21 protein-coding genes and 1 pseudogene are annotated in these 22,220 nt (G+C 65.5%); 12 read left to right on the plus strand and 10 right to left on the minus strand.

Annotated features, from left to right (window positions below; all coding sequences use genetic code 11):
- Positions 1 to 31: 31 nt before the first annotated feature.
- Positions 32 to 385, minus strand: coding sequence for a hypothetical protein (locus AAHB16_RS16505; RefSeq protein ID WP_342051483.1), 354 nt, complete (start codon positions 383 to 385; stop codon positions 32 to 34).
- Positions 386 to 426: 41 nt separating this feature from the next.
- A complete protein-coding gene (locus AAHB16_RS16510; RefSeq protein ID WP_342051484.1) occupies positions 427 to 1,350 on the minus strand; it encodes a LysR family transcriptional regulator in 924 nt (307 codons plus the stop codon).
- Between the two features lie 128 nt (positions 1,351 to 1,478).
- On the opposite strand from AAHB16_RS16510, the gene AAHB16_RS16515 reads away from it, so the two are divergent.
- Together AAHB16_RS16515 and AAHB16_RS16520 are read left to right on the plus strand one after the other, a co-directional pair.
- Positions 1,479 to 2,258: an SDR family oxidoreductase gene (locus AAHB16_RS16515; RefSeq protein ID WP_191002287.1), complete on the plus strand. Its 780-nt coding sequence runs from the start codon at positions 1,479 to 1,481 to the stop codon at positions 2,256 to 2,258.
- A gap of 259 nt (positions 2,259 to 2,517) precedes the next feature.
- Complete coding sequence (locus AAHB16_RS16520; RefSeq protein WP_342051485.1) at positions 2,518 to 2,955, plus strand: hypothetical protein; 438 nt, start codon at positions 2,518 to 2,520, stop codon at positions 2,953 to 2,955.
- Positions 2,956 to 3,473: 518 nt separating this feature from the next.
- On the opposite strand, the pseudogene AAHB16_RS16525 reads toward AAHB16_RS16520, so the two are convergent.
- A pseudogene (locus AAHB16_RS16525) lies at positions 3,474 to 3,629 on the minus strand (integrase core domain-containing protein); the annotation flags it as partial.
- Positions 3,630 to 4,183: 554 nt separating this feature from the next.
- On the minus strand, positions 4,184 to 6,769 hold the full coding sequence (locus tag AAHB16_RS16530) for a bifunctional aconitate hydratase 2/2-methylisocitrate dehydratase (protein WP_342051486.1): 2,586 nt from the start codon (positions 6,767 to 6,769) through the stop codon (positions 4,184 to 4,186).
- 412 nt (positions 6,770 to 7,181) lie between these two features.
- Between AAHB16_RS16530 and fliL the strand changes: the two genes are divergently transcribed.
- The 8 genes from fliL (at position 7,182) to AAHB16_RS16570 (ending at position 12,442) form a co-directional block, all read left to right on the plus strand.
- Positions 7,182 to 7,670, plus strand: coding sequence for a flagellar basal body-associated protein FliL (gene fliL / locus AAHB16_RS16535; RefSeq protein ID WP_150376342.1), 489 nt, complete (start codon positions 7,182 to 7,184; stop codon positions 7,668 to 7,670).
- A 67-nt stretch (positions 7,671 to 7,737) separates the two neighbouring features.
- Entirely contained in the window at positions 7,738 to 8,751 is a 1,014-nt protein-coding gene (gene fliM, locus AAHB16_RS16540; protein WP_150376340.1) for a flagellar motor switch protein FliM, read from the plus strand.
- Positions 8,744 to 9,193 (plus strand): flagellar motor switch protein FliN, encoded by a 450-nt coding sequence (fliN, locus tag AAHB16_RS16545; RefSeq protein ID WP_150376338.1) that lies wholly within the window; start codon positions 8,744 to 8,746, stop codon positions 9,191 to 9,193. Before fliM ends, fliN begins: the two co-directional genes overlap by 8 nt.
- 68 nt (positions 9,194 to 9,261) lie before the next feature.
- Positions 9,262 to 9,747 carry a flagellar biosynthetic protein FliO gene (fliO, locus tag AAHB16_RS16550; protein WP_342051543.1) on the plus strand — a complete coding sequence of 162 codons (486 nt, stop codon included), beginning with the start codon at positions 9,262 to 9,264 and terminating at the stop codon, positions 9,745 to 9,747.
- Entirely contained in the window at positions 9,744 to 10,532 is a 789-nt protein-coding gene (fliP, locus tag AAHB16_RS16555; RefSeq protein WP_223851601.1) for a flagellar type III secretion system pore protein FliP, read from the plus strand. The genes fliO and fliP overlap by 4 nt, the downstream gene beginning before the upstream one ends.
- A gap of 12 nt (positions 10,533 to 10,544) precedes the next feature.
- Positions 10,545 to 10,814 carry a flagellar biosynthesis protein FliQ gene (fliQ, locus tag AAHB16_RS16560; protein ID WP_150376336.1) on the plus strand — a complete coding sequence of 90 codons (270 nt, stop codon included), beginning with the start codon at positions 10,545 to 10,547 and terminating at the stop codon, positions 10,812 to 10,814.
- Between the two features lie 10 nt (positions 10,815 to 10,824).
- Positions 10,825 to 11,610 carry a flagellar biosynthetic protein FliR gene (fliR, locus tag AAHB16_RS16565; protein ID WP_150376334.1) on the plus strand — a complete coding sequence of 262 codons (786 nt, stop codon included), beginning with the start codon at positions 10,825 to 10,827 and terminating at the stop codon, positions 11,608 to 11,610.
- Between the two features lie 187 nt (positions 11,611 to 11,797).
- On the plus strand, positions 11,798 to 12,442 hold the full coding sequence (locus AAHB16_RS16570) for a response regulator transcription factor (protein WP_342051487.1): 645 nt from the start codon (positions 11,798 to 11,800) through the stop codon (positions 12,440 to 12,442).
- Here the strand turns inward: AAHB16_RS16570 and AAHB16_RS16575 are convergent, their stop codons facing one another.
- Both AAHB16_RS16575 and AAHB16_RS16580 read right to left on the minus strand, forming a co-directional pair.
- Positions 12,443 to 14,062 (minus strand): phospholipase D family protein, encoded by a 1,620-nt coding sequence (locus tag AAHB16_RS16575; RefSeq protein WP_342051488.1) that lies wholly within the window; start codon positions 14,060 to 14,062, stop codon positions 12,443 to 12,445.
- A 101-nt stretch (positions 14,063 to 14,163) separates the two neighbouring features.
- Positions 14,164 to 15,003, minus strand: a complete 840-nt coding sequence (locus tag AAHB16_RS16580; RefSeq protein ID WP_150376328.1) for a mechanosensitive ion channel family protein — start codon at positions 15,001 to 15,003, stop codon at positions 14,164 to 14,166.
- Between the two features lie 137 nt (positions 15,004 to 15,140).
- Here AAHB16_RS16580 and AAHB16_RS16585 point away from each other — a divergent pair, with 137 nt between their 5' ends.
- Positions 15,141 to 16,319 carry a hypothetical protein gene (locus AAHB16_RS16585; RefSeq protein ID WP_342051489.1) on the plus strand — a complete coding sequence of 393 codons (1,179 nt, stop codon included), beginning with the start codon at positions 15,141 to 15,143 and terminating at the stop codon, positions 16,317 to 16,319.
- A 2-nt stretch (positions 16,320 to 16,321) separates the two neighbouring features.
- Here the strand turns inward: AAHB16_RS16585 and AAHB16_RS16590 are convergent, their stop codons facing one another.
- The 3 genes from AAHB16_RS16590 to AAHB16_RS16600 are packed head-to-tail and all read right to left on the minus strand — an operon-like array spanning position 16,322 to position 20,548.
- A complete protein-coding gene (locus tag AAHB16_RS16590; RefSeq protein WP_342051490.1) occupies positions 16,322 to 17,794 on the minus strand; it encodes an efflux transporter outer membrane subunit in 1,473 nt (490 codons plus the stop codon).
- Between the two features lie 14 nt (positions 17,795 to 17,808).
- The gene (locus AAHB16_RS16595; protein WP_342051491.1) at positions 17,809 to 19,413 is read right to left on the minus strand and encodes a DHA2 family efflux MFS transporter permease subunit; all 1,605 of its coding nucleotides are present in this window, start codon (positions 19,411 to 19,413) and stop codon (positions 17,809 to 17,811) included.
- Positions 19,406 to 20,548 (minus strand): HlyD family secretion protein, encoded by a 1,143-nt coding sequence (locus AAHB16_RS16600; RefSeq protein WP_150376320.1) that lies wholly within the window; start codon positions 20,546 to 20,548, stop codon positions 19,406 to 19,408. Before AAHB16_RS16600 ends, AAHB16_RS16595 begins: the two co-directional genes overlap by 8 nt.
- 111 nt (positions 20,549 to 20,659) lie before the next feature.
- Here AAHB16_RS16600 and AAHB16_RS16605 point away from each other — a divergent pair, with 111 nt between their 5' ends.
- Positions 20,660 to 21,376, plus strand: coding sequence for a CerR family C-terminal domain-containing protein (locus AAHB16_RS16605; RefSeq protein WP_342051492.1), 717 nt, complete (start codon positions 20,660 to 20,662; stop codon positions 21,374 to 21,376).
- 18 nt (positions 21,377 to 21,394) lie between these two features.
- Here AAHB16_RS16605 and AAHB16_RS16610 read toward each other — a convergent pair whose 3' ends face one another.
- Positions 21,395 to 22,045, minus strand: a complete 651-nt coding sequence (locus AAHB16_RS16610) for a response regulator transcription factor (protein WP_150376316.1) — start codon at positions 22,043 to 22,045, stop codon at positions 21,395 to 21,397.
- Positions 22,046 to 22,220 lie beyond the last annotated feature (175 nt).

Below are 22,220 nucleotides of genomic sequence, written 5' to 3' on the forward strand. Positions count from 1 at the left end.
ACAGTCATTACAAAAATACTTGCTTCACAGGTTAGTCGCCCAGCGCGGCGTCGATCATCGCGCCGGCCAGGCCGATAAGCAGCGCGAAGGCGGACGCAATGAACCAGCGTACGGTGCGGCGATACTCGGGTACGGCATCGTCCTCGATGCGCAGCGCGCGGAACAGCGCGACGATCTGCAGCGCAACGGCCAGCAGCAGGCAGGCACCGGCAAGGATCGAGAGCGAACTCCATCGGCCCGTGCTCTCGAATCCCCAGAAACGCCAGAACGCGAGGGAGAAGCCGAGCAGTACCGTGATGGCGGTGATAATGCCCTGCCGGAATCCCGCTGGCACGGTCGGTGGCGGGGGCGGAGGCACGGGACGCTCGTCGGCGGGTTCGGTCATGGGGCAGGCCGCGCGAATGGGATGTGACGAGTATAGATGGCTCAGCGACCGTCAAAGCGCCGGGCGATGCCGCGTGCGCGGAAGGCATCGATCACGAAGTCGATGAACACGCGCGTGCGGGCGGGCAGCAGGGTCTTGTTCGGGTAGTAGAGCGAGATCGGTCCGTTGTCGGCGCACCAGCCCGGCAACAGGCGCTGCAGCGCGCCGGACTCCAGCCACCGCGCCGCGTGAGGCATGGGCAGCAGTGCAATGCCCAGCCCTTGCATCGCGGCGTGTGCCATCGCCTCGGGATCGTCGAAGATCGCGCGCGTGCGATGCACGGCGAGGGCTTCCTCGCCTACCGCGCTCCGCAGCGTCCATGCGCGCACGCGTCCGGTCGAAGCGGACCGCCGTGTAATGCCATCGAGCTCGGCGAGGTCGGACGGGTGCCGCGGCATGGGGCGACCCTTCATGAAGGCGGGGGAGGCGGTGACCACGACATGCGTGCGCGCGAGCTCGCGCGCGACCACGCCTTCGGTCAGCTCGATACCGCCGCCGATCGCCGCGTCGAATCCGTCGCGGATGAGGTCAACGGCGCGGTTGTCGAAGTGCCAGTCCAGCACGATCGCCGGATACCGGTCGAGGAAATCGTTGAGCAACGGCAACAGATGCTCGCGGCCGAACGCGAGGCCCATGCCCACCTTGAGCACGCCGGTCGGGTTACCGGCATCCTGCGCGGCGCCCGCGAATGCGTCGCGCAGCGTGGCATAGGGATCGGACACCTGCCGGAAGAACTGTTCGCCCCCCTGCGTGAGCGTGAGCCGCCGCGTGCTCCGCTGGAACAGGCGCAGCCCAAGGTGCGACTCCAGCCGCGCGACGTTCTTGCTGACTGCGGCCGGCGTAAGGCCCAGGCGGCGCGCGGCGGCCGAGAAGCTGCCCGTATCGGCCGACTGCACAAAGGATTCGAGAAGGTTGAGCGCTTCCATATGGAAAGCAGCTTATACCAGTCTTATACCTTTGGTTGAAGAAGTTTCTGCTTTTTCATTACTACCGGTACGGGAGTGCGGCGACCATACTCCGTTCACCTTCTACTGATTTCGAACTGGAGTTGAACATGAGCACGAACCTCGACAACACGCTGAACGACACGATCGCCCGCAACCTGACCGGCAAGGTCGCCTTCGTCACGGGCGGCGCACGCGGCATCGGCGCCGCCATCGTCCGCCGGCTGGCCAACGCGGGCGCGGCGGTCGCCTTCACGTACCAGCAGTCGGCCGCGGGCGCCGAAGCACTGGCCGACGCCATCCGCGCCGAGGGCGGCCGCGCCCAGGCCTACAAGGCCGATGCCGCCGACACGGCCGCACTGGCCAGGGCCATCGACGAGGCCGCACGCGAATTCGGCAAGATCGACATCCTCGTCAACAATGCAGGCGTGCTGCGCCTCGGCCCCGTCGAGGCGTTCTCGCTCGAGGACTTCGACCTGACGCTGGCGGTGAACGTCCGCGCAGTATTCGTCGCCGCGAAGGCAGCGCTGCCGTACATGGGCGAAGGCGGCCGGATCATCAACATCGGCAGCACCAACGCCGACCGCATGCCGTTCGCCGGCGGCGCCGCCTACGCGATGAGCAAGTCCGCGCTCAAGGGCCTGGTGCAGGGCATGTCCCGCGACCTCGGTCCGAAGGGCATCACGGTGAACAACGTCCAGCCGGGACCTGTGAACACCGACATGAATCCGGAGAACAGCGACTTCGCAACGTCCCTCCACGGCCTGATGGCCCTGCCCCGCCACGGCCGCCCCGAAGAAATCGCGGGCATGGTCGCCTACCTCGCGAGCCCGGAAGCGGCGTTCGTGACGGGCGCCAACCTGAACATCGATGGCGGCTTCGCGGCGTAAGTCTGCACGCCTAGCAAAAGCCCACGCGCATCGCTGCGCGTGGGCTTTTACGTTCGGAAGGAATATTTCGCATAACGCCGATGGATGCCCACTATCGACTCTTCTACTATCACCGCTCACAAACATGCGGCTCCAGCGGCGGCCGCCTCGTAGAACAACCCCACGGTGAAAAATGTCGGTACGTTCGGAAGCGCGTATGCGCTTTATAAAGAGAGTTCAACTCGCACTCGACGTGGCACAGGACAGAATTCGAGGTTTGATGAACGACCTTACGGCTCAGGCCGAAATTGTGCATAGCCGACAGGTCCCAGACATCATCGGCAAATGGAGATCCGTGGCAAAGCTTAACTGGGACGCCGCTCGGCGCAAGTGCGGTTCCACCACGAAAAGCTGCTTCGTCGGGATACGCACAGCGGAGATCGTTTGCATTCTTTCTCTGATCCGCGTTTCAAAGGCAGGGCTTCATACGAAGCTGCTGTTCATCGAGCGCGACGAGCATCAAGACCAATCAAAGGGGAAGGGATTCTTGGCCATCGAAGCGGTTCTCGAAGCCGTCGCTGCAGTTTTTGGTTCGGCGTACATTGTGCTCGACGCACCTCTCAAGGAAACGATAGAGTATTACTCCTCACATGGGTTTCGCGTCGCGCGCATCAGAGGCCGAAGCGCCCGCACCATGACGCGCCCGGTGAGAAGCTAGTAAGATTGAACAATGTTGTTTTGCTGATTCCCAACCCGGGACGATGTCATGGCTAATAGAGCTACTGCTAAACCTCGACTTGTCGCCAAGCCCCGCCTCACCGAAGCTGATGAGGAACGCGCGGCACTCGCTCGCGTGCGTGCCCTTTTCGCAAGACCCGACATGAGCGTTGAGGCGTTGAGGGCCAGGGCGGAAGAACTCCGGAAATGGGAAGAGGAAACAAACTTCAAAGGCGGCGCTTACGTTGGAATTCTCCGCTGAATGCACCACTTCCAAGGTTTGAGAAGCCCTGCCGATGCGGGGCTTTTTTCAGCTCCGTCTGAATACGCCACGCCCGTCACGAGCTTCCGCAGAACAACGCCGAGCGTCGCCTTCATGCCCGATCATAAGAGGACTGAATAGCGGTGAAGGATCCGCGTACGCGCGCGTGGACCGTTCTGACCTGCCCCCGGTTTTAGTACGGCATGCGATTAGACAATCAGCGTCTTGGCGTGACGCATCGAAACAAACCAGTGTTAGTTCAGGCATTCGTCGCGGAACCGACCGTTGAAGCTCTGGATATAGGCATTCTCCACAGGCTTGCCCGGTCGAATGAACGAAAGCGTAACGCCTGCCTCGTAGGCCCACGCATCCAGCACCTTACCAGCGAACTCCGGACCGTTGTCGCGCGTGATCAACGCGCGCGCAAGCGTAAGCACCGAGGTGGCCGTTCGACTTGAGCAGTGGGTTGGCGGTCCGACTGCCGAAACATGGCTTGGCCTGCAAGCCAATTATGATTTCTGGCAACTGCGACATTCGAGGCAGATCTCACGGCTGGCGAAGGCACAAGCGCTAGTCAGCGTGCGTGAGGCGGTCGCCATAAATGAAATCGCACAAGTGCGATGGATGCCCACCTCCGACTCATCTAACATCGCCCACTCGAAATCACTTGGGGCCTTCCGGATGACTGAGGTCACAGCAGCCTCGTGGCATCGCAATCCATGCCGAATGCTTCAGTCGTTCGCAAGTCCGCAGTCGCGCTTGACAACTGCGGCGGCGAATGCCCCGATGCTCGGGTTACTTGGTGTCCCAAATGGCACCCATTTACTCGATGCCCCAAAGGCATCTCTTAAGAAAGGGCGCGCGAGCGCCCTTTCTGCTTTTTAGGTCCAGGCGCGAATCGCACTGCACGTAACAAAAAAACCCCACGCGCATCACTGCGCGTGGGGTTTTCAATAAGCCCGAGAGCTTAGGCCGTGACGGTGTCCGCCACTTCCTTGAAGTCTTCGATCTTGTCGAAGTTCATGTACTGATAGATCTTGTCGCCGTTGGCGTTGATCACGCCAATGTCGGTCATGTACTCTTCCTTGGTCGGGATGCGGCCGAGGCGCGAGCAGATGGCGGCGAGTTCGGCGGAGCCGAGGTACACGTTCGTGTTCTTGCCCAAACGGTTCGGGAAGTTACGCGTGCTCGTCGACATCACCGTTGCCCCTTCGCGGACCTGTGCCTGGTTGCCCATGCACAGCGAGCAGCCCGGGGATTCCGTGCGGGCGCCGGCCTGGCCGAACACGCCGTAGTGGCCTTCCTCGGTCAGTTGCTTCTGGTCCATCTTGGTCGGCGGTGCCACCCACAGCTTCACCGGAATGTCGCGCTTGCCCTCGAGCAGCTTCGACGCGGCGCGGAAGTGGCCGATGTTGGTCATGCAGCTGCCGATAAACACTTCGTCGATCTTGGCGCCGGCCACGTCGGACAGCGTCTTCACGTCATCCGGGTCGTTCGGGCAGGCCACGATCGGCTCGTGCACGTCGGCCAGGTCGATCTCGATCACGGCGGCGTACTCGGCGTCCGCATCGGGCGCGAGCAGTTCCGGCTTGGCCAGCCACGCTTCCATCGCCTTGATACGGCGTTGCAGGCTGCGTGCATCTTCATAGCCCTGCGCGATCATCCACTTCAGCAGCGTGATGTTGCTGTTGATGTATTCGATGATCGGTTCCTTGTTCAGGCGCACCGTGCAACCGGCAGCCGAACGCTCGGCCGATGCGTCGGACAGCTCGAATGCCTGCTCCACCTTCAGGTCGGGCAGACCTTCGATTTCGAGGATACGGCCCGAGAAGATGTTCTTCTTGCCCTGCTTGGCCACGGTCAGCATGTCCTGCTTGATCGCGTACAGCGGAATCGCATTGACCAGATCGCGCAGCGTCACGCCGGGCTGCATCTTGCCCTTGAAGCGGACCAGCACCGATTCCGGCATATCCAGCGGCATCACGCCGGTGGCCGCGGCAAACGCCACCAGACCCGAACCTGCCGGGAAGCTGATGCCGATCGGGAAACGCGTGTGCGAGTCGCCACCGGTGCCCACGGTATCGGGCAGCAGCATGCGGTTCAGCCACGAGTGAATGACGCCGTCGCCCGGACGCAGCGAGATACCGCCGCGCGTGCTCATGAACTTCGGCAGCGTGTGGTGCGTCTTCACGTCCACAGGCTTCGGATAGGCCGAGGTGTGGCAGAACGACTGCATCACGAGGTCCGCGGAGAAGCCGAGGCACGCGAGGTCCTTCAGTTCGTCGCGCGTCATCGGGCCCGTGGTGTCCTGCGAACCCACCGAAGTCATCTTCGGCTCGCAGTACGTACCCGGACGCACGCCCTTGCCTTCGGGCAGGCCAACCGCACGGCCGACCATCTTCTGCGCCAGCGTGAAGCCCTTGCCGGAGTCGACCGGGTTCTGCGGCAGACGGAACAGCGTGGACGGGGCCAGGCCCAGCGCCTCTCGTGCCTTGGCGGTCAGGCCACGGCCGATGATCAGCGGAATACGGCCACCGGCGCGCACTTCGTCGAACAGCACGTCGGACTTGACCTTGAATTCGGAGATGACCTGGCCGTTCTTCAGCGCCTTGCCATCGTACGGACGCAGTTCGATCACGTCGCCCATTTCCATCTGCGACACGTCGAGTTCGATCGGCAGCGCGCCGGCATCTTCCATCGTGTTGTAGAAGATCGGAGCGATCTTGCTGCCCAGGCACACGCCGCCGAAGCGCTTGTTCGGCACGTAGGGGATGTCTTCGCCCGTGAACCACAGCACCGAGTTCGTGGCCGACTTGCGGCTCGAGCCCGTACCCACCACGTCGCCGACGTAGGCGACCAGGTTGCCCTTGCCCTTCAGGTCTTCGATGAACTTGATCGGGCCGCGCTTGCCGTCTTCTTCCGGCGTGATGCCGGGGCGCGCGTTCTTCAGCATCGCCAGCGCGTGCATCGGAATGTCGGGGCGCGAGAAGGCGTCCGGGGCCGGCGACAGATCGTCGGTGTTGGTTTCGCCGGTCACCTTGAACACGGTGATCGTGAGGCTTTGCGGCACTTCCGGACGGCTCGTGAACCACTCGCCCTCGGCCCAGCTCTTGATCACGGCGGCGGCGTGGGCGTTGCCCTTGTCGGCCTTTTCCTTGACGTCGTGGAAGGCATCGAACATCAGCAGCGTGGTCTTCAGGCCGTTGGCGGCCACGGCACCCACTTCGGCGTCGTCGAGCAGCTCGATCAGCGGCGAGATGTTGTAACCGCCGAGCATCGTGCCCAGCAGTTCGGTAGCGCGAGCGCGCGAAATCAGCGGCGTCTTCTCGCTGCCGAGTGCCACGGCGGCCAGGTACGAAGCCTTGACCTTGGCGGCGTCATCCACGCCAGCCGGCACACGATAGGTAATCAGATCCAGCAGGGTCTGCTCTTCGCCGGCCGGCGGATTCTTGATCAGTTCGATCAGGTCGGCGGTCTGCTGCGCGGTCAGCGGCAGCGGAGGGATGCCAAGCGCGGCGCGTTCGGCGACATGGGCACGATAGTTATCAAGCATGGGAACCTGCTGGTAATAGGGTTTTCAGTTCTTTTCTGTCTCGTCGCAGCGATCGGCGTAGCCGACCGTGCCGCCGTGATTGTAATCCGAAGTGGGAGAGAGATCAAATGTCTTATATCTTATATAAGAGTAACGACCGCGAAGCCTTGTCCAGCCTAGCCCGTCCCCTGAAATCGACATAGAAGACCCGAGCAGCGCCGCACGTCCGTTGTTTTCGCGACACGGGTGTCTTAAGTTCCGCCCGGGCGATTCGTTAACCAATGCATGCAGGGGCGATTGGCATGCACACGCCAGCGCCTTGCCACGCCCGTTCGGCTCAAACGGCCAAGCTGAGCGGGTTTCCCCCTTTTTATCGGCCCTTTGCTTGTCTGCGATTCCGGAAGAATGGCAGGCAATTCGACACAGGCTTCTCATGGCGAACACGCTTTCCCCCTCCCAGACTGGCGGCAACCCCAGCAAGCGCGGCCGACTGCTGCTGATTGGCGGCGGCGTGCTGGTGGCAGCGTTGGGCGTTGGCGGCTTCGTGCTCGGCAGCGTCTTCGGTGGCAGCCACACTCCGGCGGCTCCGGCCGCTCCGGTCGTGCCGCCGCCGATCTTCGTGCCGCTGGATGCGTTCACCGTCAACCTCAAGAGCGAGGACGGCGATCGCTTCCTGCACACCGGTCTGTCGCTGAAGGTGGCGGATAGCGAAACGCAGGCGCGTCTCCAGCAGTACCAGCCGGAAGCGCGCAGCCGCATCCTGCTGATCCTGTCGGCGCGCCAGCCGGCCGATCTCGCGACCGTGGAAGGCAAGCGCAAGCTGGCGCAGGACATCCAGCAGGCGGTGAGCCAGCCGTTCGCGACGGGTCTGCCGCCGCAGAAGATCCTGGATGTCTTGTTTACATCGTTCGTGGTGCAGTAAGGCAGGGCCGCCCCGCGAACCCAAGCAATTTGATATTTACACAGCCGTTCATGGGGCAGGACACTAGATGGCCTACGACAAGTTCCTCTCGCAGGACGAGGTTGACGAACTACTGAAAGGTGTATCGGGAGAAGCCGATACGCCCGAAGCCAGCAGCGCACCCGCGGCCGACGAGACCGGGATCCGTCCCTACAACCTCGCGACGCAGGAACGCATCGTCCGCGGCCGTCTGCACACGCTCGAGATCATCAACGAGCGTTTCGCGCGTTCGTTGCGGTCGGCGCTGTTCAACTTCATCCGCCGCGGCGCCGACATTTCGGTGGGCACCGTGCGCATCGAGAAGTACGGCGACTTCGTGCGCAACCTGCCGGTCCCGACCAACCTGAACCTGGTCCACATGAAGCCGCTGCGGGGCACCGCGCTCTTCGTGTACGACCCGAACCTGGTCTTCCTCGTCGTCGACAACCTGTTCGGCGGCGATGGCCGTTTCCACACGCGTGTGGAAGGCCGCGACTTCACGCAGACCGAGCAGCGCATCATCCGGCGCATGCTGGACCTGACGCTCAACAGCTACGGACAAGCCTGGCGCACCGTGCATCCGATCGACCTGGAGTTCGTCCGGTCGGAGATGCATACCAAGTTCGCCAACATCGCGATCCCGACCGAGGTCGTGGTGACCACCGCGTTCCATATCGAGCTCGGCGCCGTGGGCGGCCAGCTCCATGTGTGCTTCCCCTATTCGATGATCGAGCCGGTCCGCGAGCTGCTGACCAACCCGCTGCAGGATGAGGTCGAGGTCGACAAGCGCTGGCTCGGCCAGCTCTCCGACCAGCTTCGCTCGGCGGAAGTCGAGCTCGTGGCCGAGTTCACCCATCTCGAAAGCACCGTGGGCGATGTGCTCGCGCTGCGCGCCGGCGACGTGCTGCCGATCGAACTGCCGGAACATCTGTTCGGCAAGGTCGATGGCGTGCCCGTCATGCAATGCGGTTTTGGCACGATGAACGGCCAGTACGCGTTGCGCGTAGAACGGATGATCAATTACCAAGACACCGATTCCAACAAGGAAACCGATCATGACTGACGGCAAAGAGGACAAGCCGGTCGATCCGATGGACGATTGGGCCAGCGCCCTCGCGGAGCAGACCAGTGCCGAGGCAGAACCTGCCGCCACGCCAGCACCTACCGCGGCATCGCCCGTGGCAACTCCTGCGGCAGCCGCCGTGTTCCCGCCGCTGGCGCAGGACGCTCCGACCGGCTTCCACAACGATATCGGGATGATTCTCGATATTCCGGTGCAACTGACGGTGGAACTCGGCCGCACCAAGGTGCCCATCAAGAACCTGCTGCAACTCGCGCAGGGTTCGGTGGTGGAACTCGACGGCCTGGCCGGCGAACCGATGGACGTGCTCGTCAACGGCTACCTGATCGCCCAGGGCGAAGTGGTGGTGGTCAACGACAAGTTCGGCATTCGCCTGACGGACATCATCACGCCGTCGGAACGTATCCGGAAGCTCAACAAATGACAGCCGTAACGGGCCGGCCGTTCGTGCGCCGGCCTTTCATTCGCCGCGTGTGCGCCGGCGCGTTGTCGATGGCCTCGGTGGCCGCTCATGCCGCCGACGCGCTCGTGCTCAGCACGGCCAGCGCCGCCAGCAGTGTGGCGGCCAGCCCCGCCAACCACGGCGCGGCACCGGCCATCAGCACTGGCGGCAGCCTCGCGCAGGCCGGCCTTGGCCTGTTCGGCGTCATCGCGCTGATCCTTGCCATTGCATGGATCGCGCGGCGTACCGGCCTCGTCCGCCATACCAACGGCGGCGGCGCGATGAAGGTCGTCGGCAGCCTGATGCTCGGCGCGCGCCAGCGTCTGGTGATGGTCGAGGTGGGTGACACCTGGATCGTGCTCGGCGTCTCCGCCGGCGAGATCCGTCCGCTCCATACGATGCCGGCACCGGCAGACCGCGCCGCGCATGTGTACGGCAGTACGTCCGGCACCGGCACCCAGCCGCCGCACGGCATGTCCGGCTCGTTCGCCGAACGGCTGCTGCGGTCGATGCAGGAAAACCTGAAGAAGTCATGAACAACGTGCGTGCCGCGATTGCGCGGCGCTTGCCCAAGGCCGTGGGGCCCCTTGCCGCCCTCGCGCTGCTCTCGCTCGCGCTGCTGTCGCCGTCCCTCGCGTCGGCACAGGGCCTGCCCGGCGTAATCAGCAAGCCTGCGCCGGGTGGCGGTCAGATCTGGTCGCTGTCGATCCAGACGCTGATCCTGATGACGTCGCTGTCGTTCCTGCCGGCGGCGATGCTGATGATGACGGGCTTCACGCGCATCATCATCGTGCTCGGCCTGCTGCGGAACGCGCTCGGCACGGCGTCCTCGCCGCCCAACCAGGTGCTCGTCGGCCTGTCGCTGTTCCTGACGTTCTTCGTGATGTCGCCGGTGTTCGACAAGATCTACACCGACGCCTACAAGCCGCTGTCCGAAAACAAGATCAGCCTCGAGGCCGCCGCCGGCAAGGCCGCCGCGCCGTTGCGCGCGTTCATGCTGCGCCAGACGCGCGAGAAAGATCTCGCCATGTTCGCGCAGATGGCCAAGGCGCCCGAGATGCAGGGTCCCGAAGACGTGCCGATGTCGATCCTCGTGCCCGCCTTCGTGACCAGCGAACTGAAGACCGCGTTCCAGATCGGCTTCACGATCTTCATCCCGTTCCTCATCATCGACCTCGTCGTCGCCAGCGTGCTGATGGCGATGGGTATGATGATGGTGCCGCCCGCGACGATCTCGCTGCCGTTCAAGCTCATGCTGTTCGTGCTCGTCGATGGATGGCAGCTGTTGCTCGGCTCGCTCGCGCAGAGCTTCATGAACTGACCGGAAGCCGCCATGACGCCAGAGATAGTGATGACCATCGCCACGCAGGCGATGAAGATGACGCTGATGCTGTCCGCGCCGCTGCTGCTGGTCGCGCTCGTGGCCGGCCTCGTCGTGAGCCTGTTCCAGGCCGCGACGCAGATCAACGAAATGACGCTGACGTTCATCCCCAAGCTGCTCGCACTGTTCATCACGATGGTGCTGGTCGGTCCGTGGATGATCAACACCTACGTCGACTACATGCGGGAAGTGTTCGAAAGCATTCCCGCGATGGCGCGCTGAGCGGCCTTCCATGCTAGACGTCACCACCGACCAGCTCTACGGCTGGATCGCCGCGTTCCTGTGGCCCATGTTCAGGCTGCTTGCCCTGATCGCCACGGCGCCGCTGTTCGGTGAGTCGAGCATCCCTCGCCGCGCCAAGGTTGCCCTGGCCGGCCTGCTGGCGGCAGTCGTCTCGCCCACCCTCTCCAATATCCCCGCCGTGCCCGCGTATTCGTACGAAGGGCTGCTGATCATCGTCAACGAGGTCGGCATTGGCGTGGCGATGGGTTTCACGATGCGGCTCGTGTTCGCCGCGGTGCAGGTGGCCGGCGAATACACCGGCCTGCAGATGGGCCTGTCGTTCGCGTCGTTCTACGACCGCAATTCGGGCGGCCAGACGATGGTCCTGTCGCGCTTCATGAACCTTGTGGCGACGCTGATGTTTCTGGCGGTGGACGGCCACCTGACCATGCTCGCCACCGTGGTGGACAGTTTCAACGGGCTGCCGATCGCGGCCTCGCCGCTTTCGGGCCACGGCTGGGGTGCGATCGCACGCGCGGGATCGCTGGTCTTCGCCTGGGGCACGCTGCTGGCCCTGCCGATGATCGCCACGCTGCTCACGCTGAACCTGGCCCTGGGCATCCTGAACCGCGCGTCGCCGCAGTTGTCGATCTACGCGGTCGGCTTTCCGATCACGCTGGCCGGCGGCATGCTCGTGCTGATGCTGGTAATGCCGCAGATGAGCGCGTACATGCAGCATCTGATCGAAGCGGGCCTGCAGACGATGACGACGGTCCTCGAGCAGTTTGCCAATTAGGCGGAATGCCGGCACGACCCCGCGCGCGCAGAGTCTGCATAGGCGGAGTCGTCCCCTGTAACACCGCAGTTTGGCTAATATTCACAGCGCGATTTAAGTACAGGCCTAGCCCCGCAGCCTAGGAGAAATCCTATTATCTGGGGCCGCTTGTCGCCCCCTGCTTTCGCTGCGCTGGAACCCGACTGTCATGATCAAGGTTATCGTTGCCGACGACCATCCCGTTGTCCTCGATGGCATCGCCCGCGCGCTTGCGCAGGGCAACGGCGTCGAGATCGTCGGTCATGCAGCCAATTCCACGGAACTCGTGCGGCGGCTCGATACCGCCGCGTGCGACGTCATCGTGACGGACTATGCGATGCCGGGCGGCCAGTTCGGCGACGGCCTGCCGATGCTGCAACTGCTGCGCCGCAGGTACCCGACCACGCGCATCGTCGTCATGACGATGCTCGACAATCCCGCGCTTATCCGCAATATCTGGAAAGTCGGCGTGTCGTCGATCATCAACAAGGCCGACGAAGTCGAGCAGCTGTTTCCGGCCATCCGCGCCGCATTCCGCGGCCAGCACTACGTCACGCCGCTCGTGCAGTCGATGCTGTCCCTCGCCCACCCCGACCGTCCCGAACCGGGCCCGCGCCTGAGCCGCCGCGAGCTCGAGGTACTGCGCCGTTGCGCGCAGGGGATTCCGCTCGTGGAGATCGCGCGCGTGGCCAACCGCAGCGCCAAGACCATCAGCGCGCAGAAGAGCGTGGCCATGAAGAAACTCGGGCTCAGCAACGACTACGAGCTCTACGAATACGCCAAGGCGAATGGCCTGCTCGGCGACGCCGATTGATCAGAGCTCGTCCTCGATCGGCAGCAGGCGCAGCAGATTGACGCCGATATGCTGGAACGCGCTCATGCCGGGTTCCTTGTCCACGGTTACCATCGCGCCGCCCTGCTCGCGCGTCGTCCACGTGAGCGTTTCGCTGCCGTTCTCGTCCTTCCTGAGCCCCACCTTGTAGGCGACGTCGAGCAGGGTCTTGTCCATGTTGTCGGCAAAGCGCTGGCTCAGCGTGGGACTTTCCACGACCACGCCCATCTCCGTGTTGAGCCGGATGGAGCGAGGGTCGAGGTTCAGCGAGCCGATATAGAGCCGCTGACGGTCGACCATATAGGCTTTGGCATGCAGGCTCGCGCGCGAGGAAGCGAACATGCGCGGTTTCTTGGTCGTGCGGGTCAGGTCGCCGAAGGCGGTCGCCTTGAGCTCGTACAACTCCACGCCGGCATGCAGCAGCTTCTTCCGCCAGGGCGCGTAGCCGGCATGCACGGCCGCGACGTCGGTCGCCTCGAACGAATTCGTCAGCACGAGGATATGAACGCCCCGCTGAATCTGCGCCTTGAACCAGTCGATGCCGTCTTCGTTGGGCACGAAATACGGCGAGACCAGCACCAGATCCGATTTCGCCTGCTCCAGCAGCTTGCGCAGCTGCGGACTGCCGTGCGACGACGCGTCGTCCGGATCCTCCCTGATCTTCTCGGGGCGGTCCGCAATCACGCTTCCGCCGCCGACGTAGCCGGGCAGCCGGCCCGCCTCGATGCCCTTGGCCAGACCGGAGTCGAGCAGCTCCTGTACATAGGGGCTGGCCCGTGCCGCCTCGCCCTCTTCCTGAATCTGCTTGCGCATCGCCCGCATCTCGGCCGGCGCTTCCTTCCCTTCGGGCACGAGGGTCGCCACGGCATAGGCGCTCTCGTCGTTCCAGTACTGATCGAAGGTGGCCGAAACCGCCGGGACCACCGGGCCGGCGACCATGACGTCGAGGTCCGAGAAATCGACGTCGGGCCGTGCCGAGAAATAGGCATCGCCGATATTGCGGCCGCCGACGATCGTCACGAGGTTGTCGATCGTCATCTGCTTGTTGTGCATCCGGCGGTTGAGCCGGCCGTAATCGACCAGCAGCTGGAGCCACCGCCCGCCGCGCTGGGCAAACGGATTGAACAGCCGGACCTCGATATTGGGGTGGGAATCCACCGCGGCCCAGACCTTGTCGGACTTGTCCGCGTGCAGGTCATCGACGAGGATGCGCACGCGCACGCCGCGGTCGGCGGCATCGATGATGTCACCGATCAGCGCCTTGCCCGTGTGGTCGGCGTCGAAGATGTAATACTGGAGATCGAGCGATTTCGTGGCCGCCCGGGCCAGCGCCAGGCGCGCGGCCAGCGCATCGGGCCCGGTGCCCAGCGGATAGAAGATCGATTGCCCGGGATTGCGGGCCAGTCGGGGCGCCAGCGCCTTGCCGAGCGCCGTGTCGGCGTTGTCCGTGATCGCGGTGGTCCGGGTGCGGCCCTCGTTGGGGGGCAGGCCCGCGCATCCCCCCAGCAGCACGGCCATCATGGCGGCCGCAAGCCATACCGCTACCCATGACCGCCCCACCCATGACTGCCCGACGCATGACCGCGCAACCCGTGACGCCATGATCCACTCTCCCTCGACACCTGCCAGTCATCCGCTCTTGTCCGGTGCCACGTCGCGGGCGTGGCTACCCGAACACTACACCGGCGCGTGATTTTGGGAAGTCATCCAGCGTCTGACACGGGCGTTTCTTTCTGTTGGGCACTGTGCCGGTAGTAAGCGCGCACAATCTTCTGCGCCACGGGCAGGCGGGAGCCGATGGGGACCGGAAACCGTACCACGGCGTCGTAGCGGCCGGCGTCCACGGGGTCGAACACCACGCGCGGCTCGAACTGCGACAGATCGACGAAGCGCATGTCGCCATACCGCCGCAGTTCGCGGCCGGCCTCGTCCATGAACGCCGCGCATGCCTCGCGCGCGGCCGCGAGGAGGCCGGCCTCCACCGCATCGGGATCGGTGCCGACCGGCAGCGGAATGCGCACCATGTCCAGCGCGTAGCCGCCGGCCTTGGAGTGATTGCGCACGGCCGTGGTCAGCAACATGCTGTTGGGCACGAGCACCGTGAAACCTGTGTACTGGCGCGCGGGCGCAACCTCCACGAGCGTCGTGGACAGCACGTCCATATCGATGACCTCGCCCGAAAACGGCCCGATCTCGACGAGGTCTCCAAGCTGGAACGGGCGCGAGATCATGCGCATGAAGGCGCCAAGGAAACACATCACGAGTTCCTTGCCGACCAGCAGCATGGCCGCCGCGAACGCCGCCAGCGAAATGGCCACGCTCTTGAGTTCCGACACCCAGATGCCGAGCAGCAGCATGAACATGATGGCCGCCACGATGTTCCGCGTGGCAACGGTCCATGCGCGATAGCTGCCACGGTTGTCCGCCTGCAGCCGCGCCTGGAAGAAGCGGTTGACGAGCTTCATGATCAGCGTGCCAACCAGCACGATGATCGCGCTTGCCACGATATTGACAAGGATGCTGTCGTTCGCGTTGAAATGCATGAGTCACCGGGATCGGGGGAGAAGCCCCGCAGTTTAACCCCGTCGGCGCGACGCAATTGGCGGCTCGGCGATTGAGCGAATGCGGGCGCCCACGCTACCGTCATCTTTCCGGCGCCACGCGCTCCTGGACAAACCCCATGGATATCCTGATGCTGATGCTCGCCGCCACCTATGCGCAGCCGTCGCCGGACCCCGGCACGCGGCGATCCAACGTCGCGCAATGCCTGCGGGCCCTGTCGGATCCGACCCGCGGCCGCACGCTCGCGGAGCGGTGCGTGGCGCCGCAAGACGACCCTGCGGCCAACCCCGGCGCCGATCCCGGGGCCGATCCGGTGGCGAGATACGCCGCGTCGCGCGCGTGCGCGGCGCAGGCGCGGGACGGGCCCGGCGACCGTCGTACCCGGCGCCAGATCGACCCCTGCACGGTCCGCGTGCAACTGGTCATCGCGCTCTACCGCCTGTTGACGGGCAGCCGCTGGGATACGGCAGCCTTCGGCACGGCGATCGATCGGGCCGGCCTGGGTCAGCCATCGGGTCTCCACGGCACCTGGACACCGCAGTTCGAGCGTCACGTCCGCGACCACGCGCACGCAATGGGTCCGTCGTGGCGCCGGGTTCTCGACGATGCGTTTCGCGACGCCGCAACCGCCGCGATCGCCGCGGCCGGCAACGCCCATGCGGCACTGCACTATGTCTATCCCGTCACGCTACGGCGCGGGTCCCACGCCGTGACCCCGCATCTGGCCGGGCAGCATGGCGCCCCGACGATGCTGGCGAATATCGATCTTGCGGTCATCCACTTTCAGCAGACGGCGATGGGAGGATGGCGCGGCGCCTCGGATCGGGACTGGCAAACGGTGCTCGGTGTCGCGACGCGCTGGCATGAGCGCTACGCCGCGGCCGCGGACGATGCCACGCTGCCGGCTCACCTGCGCGACGCCGCCCGCGCCGCGCGCTGGCATGCCTACGTCGTGCGCGAGCAAATTTCGAATCGCGATCCCAGCGAGATCTATCTGTATGTGACCCGCCACGGCGCGCCCCTGGGCATCCTCCGCGCAACGGTCAGCGAGGATCCCGAGGAGGCCGATGCCATGCCGCACTCGGACATCGAAGATCTGCTCCTTGCCCCCGACTCCGTGCTGGCGCTACCCGGGCAGCCTCGATTGATCGACATCGACAGCTTTGCCATACAGGCGTACCTCGATCTGGCGCGGGACGACGGGCACCGCACCGTCACGTTCCCGGTCCACGGCGAGGCAGACGCCGCGCTGGCCTATCGCAACGGATTCCGGCCCCCGCGCCATGACGAGTTATAGGGTCAGCCGCCGTTGGTCCAGCCCAGACCGAGCGACTTCTGCAGCGAGACGTAGTCGCGCAGCAATCCCGCATCGCCCGAGATGCGATCTTGCTGTGCCACCACGCGCGTGCGTTCGACGTCGAGCCACTCGAGCAAGCTCGCCGTGCCCGCGCGATAGCGCTGCTGCTGCAGGGTGGCGGCTCGCTCGGCCGACGCCTCCACGCGACGCAGCGTCACGACGTTCTCGCGCTGATAGCCATAGCGGGAGAGCGCGATGTCGGCATCGCGCAGTGCCTTGAGCACCGTGCTCTCGTACGTGGCCTGTGCCTCGTCGCGGCCGGCTTCGGCACTATCGACGTTGGCGGCCACGCGGCCGAAGTCGAGCGCGTTCCATTGCAGGCGCGGCAGCGTGAGCCATGTCGCGTTGTCCTTGCGCACGAGGTGGCCCGGCACGGCCGCCGAATAACCGAGCGATCCCAGCAGCGACACCTTGGGGAACCAGTCGGCTTTGGCCGATCCGATCTGCGCGGTACGCGACGCGAGCCGCCGCTCCGCCGCGCGAATATCGGGCCGCGACTTCAGCAGCGCGGCCGGATCGCCCACGGCGACGGTTTCCGGCAGTTGCGGCAGCGGCCTGGCGTCCGTGAGTTCGGCATCGAGCGTGCCCGGACCGCGGCCGGTCAATTGCGCAAGCTGATCGCTGGCTTCGACGATCGCCGCCTCCACGGGCGCGATGCGCGCGCGCGTGTTCTCCAGTTGGGTGAGCAGCCGCTCCACCTCGAGCTGCGACGCCACGCCGCGCGCGCGGCGTTGCTCCGTGAGGTCGAGGATGTCCGCTTCCAGTTTTTCCGAAGCGCGCAGATGCGCAAGGCTGGCCTGCTGCTCGCGCAGGTTCACGTAGGCCTGCGCGACATCGGCGGCCAGCTGCACATGCGCATCGGCCAGCTCCTCCGACGAAGCCTCCGCTTCGGCGGAGGCGGCCTGTACCGCGCGCCGCGTGCCGCCGAACAGGTCGAGCTCCCAGCTGGCGTCGAAGCCCGCGATATAGAGCGTGAGCGGACCCCGGCCACCGCCGCCGCCCGCATTGCCATCGCCCGATTGGGACGAGAGCGCCGACAGGTCCGGCGAGCGCGTGCGCAGCATGGCCGCATCGACGCTGGCCTTGGGCAGAAGGTTGGCCTCCTTGCCGCGCAGGCCGGCACGAGCCTGACGCACGCGAGCCTGCGCCGCGCGGATATCGGGGCTGTTGGCCAGCGCCGTGGCGATCAGGCCGTCGAGCTGCGTGTCGCCAAGCGCGTGCCACCAGTCGGCCACGCCGGGCGCGGGGGTGGTGCGCACCGGCGCATGCGGAAACGCGGGTGCGGTCAGCGCGTTGCCGGCAACGTCGGGCGCACCATGGTAGTCGGGGCCGACGGTGCAGCCCGCGGCCGCCAATGCAGCGGCAATTGCAGTCAGCGCGGCCAGCGTGCGGTGGGCAAAGGGAATACGTGTCATGTCCGGAGCCGGCATCAATGGCCGGAAGAAAGCGGCGCGCCCGCGCGCGGCGACTTGAGCATCAGTGCCAGCGGAATGCAGAGCAGCAACGCGACACCGAGTGCGTAGAAGGTTTCGGAGAACGTCATCACCGCGGCCTGCCGCGCGATCTCGCCCGACAGTTGCGCCACGGCCTGCAGCTTGGCGTGCGCGGCATCGCCGTGCTGCGCGATAAAGCCGCCGATGCTCTGCGCCATATGTTCCTGGCCGATCGTGCTGTTCGCGGTGACCGACTCGCGAATGACGGCATCGTGATAGGCGTTGCGGCGGTCGATCAGCGTGCCGAGCAGCGCCAGGCCGATGGAGCCGCCGAGATTGCGCGCCATGTTGTAGAGGCCCGCCGCATCGCCGGCCTCCTCGGCGGCCACGGCCGCCATCGACGCCTGGTTCAGCGGCATCATCGCCAGAATCTGCCCGAAACCGCGCAGGATCTGCGACAGCGCGAAGTCGTGCCCGACACTGTCCGTCGTCAGCGAGATATCGAGCATGCAACTGGCAAAGTACAGCACGAGGCCCGTGATCACGAGCCAGCGGCTATCGACCTTGCCGAGCAGGCGCGGCAATACGGGCATCATCAGGAACGCCGGCAGCCCCGATAGCAGCATGATGCCGCCGGCCTGTTCGGCGTTGTAGCCGGAGATCGTCGACAGGAACTGCGGGAGCAGATAGGCCACGCCGTACAGCCCGGCGCCGACCGTCGATACGATGAGGATCACGCTCGCGTAGCTGCGGTTGAGCAGCAGGCGCAGCCGTACGATCGGCTGCTTCGCGGTGAACTGGCCCACGATCATCATGCCGATGCCCACTGCCGAGACCACCGACAGCCACACGATCAGGTGCGACTCGAACCAGCGCTCTCGCTGCCCTTCCTCCAGCACCACGGTCAGCGAACTGAGGCCGATGGCGAGGCCGACGATGCCAAGCCAGTCCGCGTCGACGAACCTGCGGTAGTTGGGCTTCTCGGATTCCAGACCGAAATACAGCAGCGGCACGAGCACCATCGTGATCGGCAGATTGAGGAAGAAGCACCAGCGCCAGCTCGCGTTCTCCGCCAGCCAGCCGCCCACCACGGGGCCGAGCAACGGACCGAGCAGCACGATCAGCCCGAACATCGACATGCCGATGGGCATCTGATGCCGCGGCAGCCGCGTGCGCACGATCGTCTGCGCGGTCGGGATCATCGCGCCGCCGGCAAAGCCCTGCCCGATACGGCCGATGACCATCTCGGTGAGCGAATGCGACATCCCGCACATGATCGAGAACGCGGTGAACAGCACCGCGTTCCACAGCAGGAAACGGCGCAGGCCGAACACGCGCGTGAGCCATGCGGTCAGCGGAATGATCACGATCTCGGCCATCAGGTAGCCCGTGGACACCCACGTGCCCTCGGTGCCGGCCGCACCGATCTGCCCCTGGATCTGGGGCAGCGCGGAGTTCGTGATGGAGATATCGAGCGTCGCGAGCAGCGCGCCGAGCGAGCCCGCCGCGACCGCGATCCAGTCGCCCGTGCTCGCGTTGGGCTGCCGCGCCGGCGTGGCAGGGTTGCCCGCGGCGCCCGCGGCCGCGGCGGCCTCAGCCATGCGCGGCTCCGGTGGCCGCGGTCGTGCTTGACTCATGCGCCCGCGTGTCGACATCGACCACGACCGACAGCCCCGGCACGAGCACCGGACGCGCGTCGTTCGGCACATCCACGTGGATACGCACGGGCACGCGCTGCACGATCTTCGTGAAGTTGCCCGTGGCGTTCTGCGCGGGCAGCAGCGCGAACTGCGAGCCGGTTCCCGGCGACAGGCTATCCACGGTGCCGTGCAGCGGCTCGCCCGGCAGCGCATCGACGTGGATGGTCACGGTCTGCCCGGCACGCATGCGACCCACCTGCGTTTCCTTGAAGTTGGCGGTGAGATAGAGCTCCTGCACGGGCACCACGGTCAGCAGGCGCGTGCCCGGCTGTACGAGCTGGCCCACGCGCACGCCGCGATCGCCCACGCGCCCGGCCTGCGTGGCCCGCACGACCGTATCGTCGAGATCGAGCCTGGCCTGACGCGCGCTGGCTTCGGCCACTTCAAGCTGCGCGTGCGCCTGTTGCAGGCGCGCCTGCAACGTCGTGACCTGCGTCTGTTCGACCTTCAGCGATGCCTCGTTGGCATTGAGCGTCGTGGTCGCGCGCGTCTGGGCGTTGCGCAGCTCGGCGCTGCGCTCTTCGGTCTCGGCGCCCGACTTCACGAGCGGCGCGTAACGTGCCACCTGCGAGGCCGCGTACGTTGCGTCGGCACGCGCCCCCTCGACCTGCGCGCCGGCCTGGGCAATGCGGGCCTTCTGCTGCGCGAGATCTGCCTCGGCCCGCGCGACATCGGCCTGGCGCGCGTTGACGGTGGCCTGTGCCTCGTCGAACGCCGCCTGGTACTGGCGATTGTCGAGGCGCACGAGCGGCTGGCCCACCGTCACCTGCTGGTTGTCGCGCACGTACACCTCGGCGACATAGCCCGTCACCTTCGGCGCCACGGCCATGCTGTCCGCCTGGAGATAGGCGTCGTCGGTGCTTTCGATAAAGCGGCCATAGGTCCACCAGCGCACGCCGTAGACCGCGGCGGCGACCAGCACGACCACGCCGGCGACGATCAGGAAACGGCGGCGGCCGGACGCCCGTGCGGGCGCGGCCTTGGCCGGAGTGTCCACGGAGGACGCGGGTACGGACGGGGAGGAGGAGGCCGACATGAGGGATGCGTCGTGCAATTGCGATAGGAGCGCACAATTATTCCACTTGGAAAAAATGTGTCAACTGTTATATTTCGGCCTGTAGCGAAACACCACAAAAGGAAAGGACACATGGCGCGACACCGGCCCGCGGCGGAAGGCGGCTACCAGCGTGGGGAAGAAACCCGCGCGCGGATCATCGAGGCAGCCCTGGAACTGTTCGGCACGCACGGCTTCGAGGGCGCGTCCACGCGCGACATCGCCCGGCACGCGGGCGTCAACGCGCCGGCGCTCCAGTACTACTTCGACAACAAGGAAGGGGTGTACCTCGCCTGCATCCAGTTCATCATCGACCGGGTCTGGGCGCGGCTGGAGCCGACGGTCTCGGCGGCGGAGGCCGTGCTGGCGCGGGCGGATGCGGGCGAGGCCGGCGACGACGCGTTGATGGACGCCTACCTCGCCATCCAGTCGGTATTCGTGTCGTTCGCGGCGGACTGTGGCGATACCACGCCGTGGCGGCAGTTTCTCGCGCGCGAACGCGCGGGCCTAGGGCCGCCGGCCGCGTTCGACCTGTTCGACCGCGGCCTCAACCAGCGGCTGTTCGGCGTCACGAGCTCGCTGATCGGCCGGCTGACCGGACGCCCGGCGACGGACGAGATCACGCGCATCCGCACGATCGCGATCGACGGCCAGGGCGCGGCGTTTCCGACGAAGAAGCGCAACGTATTGCGCGCAATGGGATGGGAAACGATCGGTCCCGACGAGGCGACCAGGATTCAGCGCGTGATACTGGAACAGACGCGGATGCTGCTGCGCGCGCTCGTGCTCGAGCGCGACGCAGGAAAGTAGGAGCCTACCCGGGGGAGCTTACTCGGTCTTGCAGATCCCGATCTGCTGGGCCATCAGCACGAGGTCCGCGAACGTGCGGGCCTTCATCTTGCGCATGGCCTGGCCGCGGTGGATCTTTACCGTGACCTCGCTGATGCCGATCTCGCCGGCGATCTGCTTGTTCAGCAGCCCGGCCACCGCCATGCCCATGACCTCCGACTCGCGCGGCGTCAGCGTGGCGTAATTCGTGCGGATCTCTTCCACCTTGCGCAGGCCGCGGCGGCGCAGCCGGTCTTTCTCGAGCGCCGCCGATACCGCGTCCAGCAGATCCTGGTCCCGGAACGGCTTGGCCATGAAATCCTCGGCGCCGGCCTTCATGGCCGCCACCGTCATCGCGATATCGCCGTAGCCCGTCATGAAGATGATCGGGATATGAATGCCCATCTGGCCGAGGCGGGTCTGCAGGTCGAGGCCGCTGGGGCCGCGCAGCCGTACGTCGAGCACGAGGCAGCAGGGCACGTCCGGCATCTTGTATTCGAGCAGCTCGGCCGCCGAGCCGAACAGCATGACCTGCATGCCGACCGACCGGAACAGGTTGCCCAGTCCCGCGCGCAGCATGGCGTCGTCGTCGACGATCAACACCATCGCGTCTTCGTTGGCGACGGCAGGCTCCCCGCTCTGCGATGTCACGATTTCTCTCCGTTCCGCTCGTGGGCGTCGTGTGCGGATTATATACAGCGGTGCGGGCGGCACAATGCAGCCGCCAGGGACGGCCACCCCGACCGTCCGGCGTGCATTTCAACACACTGCCGCCGTCACTGCCACCCATACCATTGGCTGAGTCCGCCGCTCTCGCGGCGGAGGC

The sequence above is a fragment of the Cupriavidus sp. OTU4054 genome, from assembly GCF_038440175.1.
GTDB lineage: Bacteria > Pseudomonadota > Gammaproteobacteria > Burkholderiales > Burkholderiaceae > Cupriavidus > Cupriavidus pauculus_D.